Source organism: Collinsella aerofaciens, assembly GCF_040915425.1.
GTDB lineage: Bacteria > Actinomycetota > Coriobacteriia > Coriobacteriales > Coriobacteriaceae > Collinsella > Collinsella aerofaciens_BW.
In genome coordinates, this window is sequence record NZ_JBCPDN010000015.1 from 1 (window position 1) to 5,943 (window position 5,943).

5 protein-coding genes and 1 tRNA gene are annotated in these 5,943 nt (G+C 58.7%); 5 read left to right on the forward strand and 1 reads right to left on the reverse strand.

From position 1 onward, the window contains the following. Nucleotides 1–118: 118 nt before the first annotated feature. From AB5164_RS03390 to AB5164_RS03410, 5 genes are all read left to right on the forward strand, one after another. Nucleotides 119–1,051: a 1-phosphofructokinase family hexose kinase gene (locus AB5164_RS03390; protein WP_368142174.1), complete on the forward strand. Its 933-nt coding sequence runs from the start codon at nt 119–121 to the stop codon at nt 1,049–1,051. 164 nt (nt 1,052–1,215) lie between these two features. Beyond that, nucleotides 1,216–2,610: a CCA tRNA nucleotidyltransferase gene (locus tag AB5164_RS03395; protein ID WP_368142175.1), complete on the forward strand. Its 1,395-nt coding sequence runs from the start codon at nt 1,216–1,218 to the stop codon at nt 2,608–2,610. Nucleotides 2,611–2,737: 127 nt separating this feature from the next. Then, a tRNA-Glu gene (locus tag AB5164_RS03400) sits at nt 2,738–2,814 on the forward strand. Nucleotides 2,815–2,964: 150 nt separating this feature from the next. Beyond that, the gene (locus tag AB5164_RS03405; RefSeq protein WP_368135345.1) at nt 2,965–4,272 is read left to right on the forward strand and encodes a lysylphosphatidylglycerol synthase transmembrane domain-containing protein; all 1,308 of its coding nucleotides are present in this window, start codon (nt 2,965–2,967) and stop codon (nt 4,270–4,272) included. Nucleotides 4,273–4,388: 116 nt separating this feature from the next. Beyond that, nucleotides 4,389–5,000, forward strand: coding sequence for a TetR/AcrR family transcriptional regulator (locus AB5164_RS03410; protein WP_157757975.1), 612 nt, complete (start codon nt 4,389–4,391; stop codon nt 4,998–5,000). Nucleotides 5,001–5,112: 112 nt separating this feature from the next. On the opposite strand, the gene AB5164_RS03415 is transcribed toward AB5164_RS03410, so the two are convergent. Further along, a partial coding sequence (locus AB5164_RS03415; protein ID WP_368147799.1) for an ABC transporter ATP-binding protein occupies nt 5,113–5,943 on the reverse strand: 831 nt, incomplete at its 5' end.

Below are 5,943 nucleotides of genomic sequence, written 5' to 3' on the forward strand. Positions count from 1 at the left end.
GGGGAGAGGTGTCCTGCCGTAATTCATCGCTTCCACACCGTTCACCGAGATGTTGTAGCCTTTTGTCGACTCGTGGAATATACTTTCATTAACACGTTGCTTCGTGAAAGGAACATTCATGATTTACACGCTCACTGCAAATCCCGCCATTGACTACAACATCGCCTGCGACGGCCTTGCTGCCAACACCGTCACGCGTACCCGCAACGCGGTCTATACGCCCAACGGCAAGGGTCTTAACGTCTCGTTTACGCTTGACCACTACGGTGTCGACACCACGATCTTGGGTTTCTTCGCTGGCTTCTCGGGCGAGTTTATCGTTAAGGGCGCCGAGGCCCTGGGCGTGCCCGTCAAGCCCGTGTGGACCGACGGCATCACGCGCGTCAACGTGTTCCTCAATGCCGGCCCCGACACCGAGTACAACATGGTCAACGCCGGTGCCGCCATCAACGAGGCCAACGAGCAGGAGATGTTTGAGCTTATCGATTCGCTCGATGACATGACCTGTCTGGTCATCAGCGGCTCGCTGCCTCCCAACACTTCCGAGGGCTTCCTGGCCGAGGTCCTGCGCCGCGTCAAGGTCAAGGGGGCCGAGTTCGTCCTCGACATCTCGAGCCATCAGCTGGCAGACCTCATTGCCATGGAGCCGCCGCTGATCAAGCCCAATGACGACGAGCTGCTCGATATCTTTGGCATTAAGGTGAGCGGTGGCGACGACGAGTCTGTCAAGGGCGCTATGGCCGAGCTGCACGCCAAGGGCGCCAAGAACGTGCTGCTGACCCTTGGTGGCGACGGCGCGTACTTCTCCAACGGCGAGCATATCTGGTTTGCCAACCGCACCTTCGACGTCAAGCTGCTGTCGACGGTGTGCGCCGGCGATTCCTCGCTCGCTGCCTTCCTGTCCGTGTGGCATGACGCCCCCGAGCGCGTTGAGGATGCTTTGCGTCTTTCGATGGCCACCGGCGCCAACGTGGTCGAGTGCCCCGGTCTGGGCGATTTTGCCAAGGTGGACGAATATAAGAAGCACATCGAGGTTCGCCAGGTCTGCTAGTCCCTGTACCTTGCCTGACTAGTTTGATTATTTCGCATCCGTCTTAGACTAGGACGGATGCGTTTTTGTTTATCGGACTTGCGTGTGCAGTGGAGGCTGTTTCTTGCTAGACTTCTTGCAGACGCAATCGATAGCCAATTTGATAGTCGCAGGAGGCCACAGGCATGTGCAATGTTTCGCTCAACGGTACGCAACCGTCCGATGCCTCCCTGCGCGTCCTGCGCGCGCTTGAGGCGGCTGGTCTTGAGGCTTGGTACGTTGGCGGTTGGGTGCGCGACGCCCTGATGGGATGCCCCAGCCACGATGTTGATATGTGCTGCAGCGGCCTGTGGCAGGAGTCCAAGGCGGCGCTCGAGGCCGCTGATATCGCGGTCGTGGAGTCGGGCATTAAATTTGGCGGAATCACGGCTATTTCCGATGGCGAGCGTATCGAGGTCACCACGTACCGTCTTGATGGCTTCTATACCGATGGGCGCCATCCTCAGAGTGTCGAGCGTGCCGCCTCGCTCGAGGACGATCTGGCGCGTCGCGACTTTACTGTCAACGCCATGGCCTGGCATCCCGAACGCGGGCTTGTCGACCGCTACGACGGCCAGGGCGACTTGGAGCGCAAGCTGATTCGCGCTGTCGGCGATCCCAAGCGTCGCTTTAATGAGGACGCCCTGCGCATGCTGCGTGCGGTGCGCTTTGCCTGCCGCCTGGACTTTATGATTGAGCCCGAGACTAAGCGTGCGCTTGCCGAGTGCGCGCCGCTGCTCGATGCTGTGGCGCGCGAGCGTGTGGGTATTGAGCTCGAGGGCATTCTTTCGACCGGTCATGGGGGAGACGCGATGCTGCGCTACCCTGAGCTCATCTGCGCCGCCGTGCCCGAGTTGGCAGCGGGTCGCGGGTTTGATCAGCGAAGTGTCTATCATGCGTTTAACGTCTACGAGCATATCGCCCGTGTGCTGACGGTGGCAGGGGAGCTGGCGCTGTGCGACGGCGTCGCGCCATCGTCGAGCCTTATGTGGGCGGCGTTTCTGCACGATGTGTCCAAGCCTGAGTGCTTCACGGTCGATCACGCCGGCAGCGGACACTTTTATGGTCATCCAGAGCTCGGCGCTAAGAAAGCGCGCGTCATTATGGATCGCCTGGCGCTCTCGCACGACCTGGTGCGCGACGTGTGCCTGCTCATCAAATATCACGACAAGCCCCTGCGCCCCGAGCGCTCCTGCTTGCTCAATATGATGCGCGCGCTTTCGGGCGAGGGCGTCGACACGCCGCGTTTGATGGACGAGCTCATGGATCTCAAGCGTGCTGACACACTCGGCAAGGCCCCGTCGTGCTTCTATTACGTTGAGACGATTGAGGAGATGCGCGCGATGGCGCACGAGCTGCTGAAGGCAGGGGAGCCCTATACGCTCAAGATGCTCGCCATCAACGGCGGCGACCTGATCCGTGCCGGAGTCAAGCCCGGGCCGGAACTGGGTCAGCTTCTCAACTCCGCCCTCGACGCCGTGATCGAAGACAACATTCCCAACAATCGTGAAGCTCTTTTGGTCCATCTCAACTTGAATTAGCTACCCAGTTTACCTGCGTGTTCCATAACCTGCCGACAATTTTTCGGCAATTTGGAATTTCTTCTTGCGCTGACGTTTTTTGTCCCGTAATATATTTCCTCGCAGCACGGCAGTGCAGATGTCTTGTGGCCCGTTCGTCTAGCGGTTTAGGACGCCGCCCTCTCAAGGCGGAGATCACCAGTTCGAATCTGGTACGGGCTACCACGCATCTGATACCCGGTCTTCCCATGGAAGATCGGGTTTTTTATTTTCAAACAACCGTCTGCAATTCCCGTTTGAACCAGAGCTTTGCGTTCTGTCTATGGCCCTTACGGGTACAATATCCAAGATATTTTGACTGTTAGAAGGAGTCTCATGACGGAGTCCTCTCAGCATACGTCTAAGCCCCAGGTCGAGGTTGAGGCCTCGGGCGGAGATGACAATAAGAGCGCACGCCGCGGCGCCATCTTTATCGGCGTCGTGCTGGTAGGTTATATCGTCTATCTGGTGGTAACCGGGCAGATGGGGCAGTTCTGGGCCGCTATGTCGAGCGTCCAGGCGTCATGGCTCGTTGTCGCGTGTCTTTGCATGTTCATGTACCTGTTCTTTGGCATTGTGGCCTATGCGATCGCCGTCTGGCTCGATCCCAATTCGCCCGTCGGCATCCGCGACCTGATCTCGGTCGAGGCGAGTGGCATCTTCTTTGGCAACCTGACGCCCATGATGATGGGCTCCACCCCGGCTCAGATCTATCGCCTGACCAAGGCCGGCCAAAACGTGGGCGAGGCCGGCGCCACGCAATTCACGCGTTTTATCGTGTACCAGTTTGGCCTGGTCGCCTGGGGCGCTATCCTGCTGCTCGCCCGTATGCCGTTTTTTGCCGAACGCTACGGCGACATGACGCTGCTGTGCGTCTTTAGCTTTGGTGGACACTGCTGCATCTTGCTTGGCATCTTCGCCGTCGCGCTCATGCCTAAGACCGTCACGCGCGTCGCCCATTGCATCATCAATTGGCTCGAGCGCATTGGTGTCTCGGCCACTAAGATCGAGGGTTGGCGCACGTTTGTCGATGGCGAGATCTACTCGTTCTCTGAGAAGTTCAAGCTTTCGGCTGGCCACTTTTCGTCCATGCTGCTCACGGTGGTCATCACCATGCTGCAGCTCGCGTTTTTCTACCTCGTGCCGTATTTCCTGATGCTTGCCTTTGGCCACCATGAGGTCGACTTTTTCTCGGTCATGGCCGCGAGCGCCTTTGTCCAGCTGTTGAGCTCTGCGGTCCCCCTGCCCGGTGGAACTGGTGGCGCTGAGGGCGGCTTTGCATTGTTCTTGGGTCATTTCTTTGGGTCGGCTTCGACCGCCGGCTATCTGCTGTGGCGTCTCATTACGTTTATTGCGCCGACCATTTTGGCTGCGCCCCTGTTGGGACTTAAGAGCGCCCACAACGAGAGCATCCATGCGCGCTGGGATCGCGTGATGCGCAAGCTCGGCCGCACGCCTCAGACGCCCTCTGCGCCCACTAAGCCGCACCCCACTAATGCTGTTACCGTTGATCCCAAGAAGCACGCTCAGAAGGCTTCTGGGACCGCTAAGCCGGCTCATAAAGCCTATGTGCGCCAGACAGGCGATGGTATTCGCGTATCTCCGTCGGCACTCAATAAGAAGAAGCACCCTAAGTCGCAGTAGGGCAGTCGTGCGTTCTTCATGATGCGGGGCATATTTGTACTGTATGGGGGATAATCCTCTTACGTAGATTATCTCTCATCTGTTGATGAATGCTCGCATATCGAAGGGACACGCCCATGGCAACCAGCAAACCGCGTCTTGACCGCCGCATCGTTCGCAGCCGTAATGCCATCCTTTCCGCTTTCGAGCGCCTGCTCATGGAAAAGCCGCTGGCAGACATTACGGTGAGTGCCATCGCGCGCGAGGCCAATGTCGACCGCAAAACCTTCTACGTTCACTTTGGTACAGTTGACGGCCTGCTCGATGCCATTGCCGTCGATGTGGTGGAGATGATTGTCGACTCGGTCGAGAAAACGCTTGCTTCCATGGACGGCGACACCAATGAGCGCGCCCTGGGCGCGGCGGCGACCTTCTTTAAAACCGTTAATGAGGCACTGTGCAACAACCTGGTGCTTAATCGTCAGCTGATCGAGAACATTCCGCTCGATGATTTTATGGCTCGTCTTCGTGCGCCGCTCGAGCACGAGATTGCCGAGCGCGATCTGCTGCCCCAAGGTCTCAAGGACGAGATGTTCGATTACTATCTGGCGTTTTTGCTGTCGGGTATTATCGGTATCTATCGCACGTGGGCGCTGTCTGACGGCTCGGTTCCTATCGAGCGCGTCTCGGAGGTTGCCAACGACCTGACTCTCAACGGCCTGTCGAGCCTGGAATCTCGTTTGGATTAGGCCTAGTTGAGCTCGTCGGCGTGGAAATTCCTGTTCACGAGGTTCTCCGGCGCCTTGGAGACCTCGCCGGCGTAGGAGCTGTAGCCTTAGGATCCTTAAATGAAAGTCCAGTTTATCCTTCCCACTCCAATTGGGAATCCTCCGATGCACCTTCGCACGCTCGCATGACCTCGATACCATGCGAGCGTGCGAATTCGACGAGCTCTGCGTTGCGGGCGTTTATGGTGCCGAAGGCGGCGGGGCACACGATAAGGCGCGCACAGTGGACGAGGAGCTCTTTGGCGCGGGCTATGGTTTTATCCCCGATCGGCTCGAAGGCGCGCTCGGCCACGCATTCCGTCGCCAGGTCGCGCGCGAGCTCGCAGTCGATGTCCCCTTCGTGCAGAACGCCCGCGTAGAACGCCTTGCCCTGCCGGATGAGCTGGCGAAACACAGCCGACCCCGTACCTGCGCCGGCGATGACGAACGTGTGCGCATCACCGTGTGGGCGCCCAATTTCCACGCTGCCGAAGCGCTCGTTGAAGGTGCCATGCTGAAGGCCGTAGAGCTCGCCAATTGTCTCGCGCGTGAATATGTTCTCGGGTGCGCCGGCGCGGAAGACCCGGCCGTCCTTCACGCAAATCACCTTGTCGGCGCTTTTCTGCGCGAGCTCGAGTTCGTGGATGGACATGATGACAGCCACATTCCGCGATTTCGCAAGGTGGCGAAGTATTCGCAGCAGGTCGATCTGGTAGCGGATATCGAGATACGACGTGGGCTCGTCGAGCACGAGCACACGCGGATCCTGCGCGATGGCGCGTGCGAGCATGACGCGCTGGCGTTGCCCATCGCTTATCTGCATGAAGTCGCGCTCGGCGAGCTCTTCCACATGTGCGGTTTTCATTGCCTCGTCGACCCGACTATGGTCGTCGGGCGAGAGTGTGCCCATTCGCCCGGTGTAGGG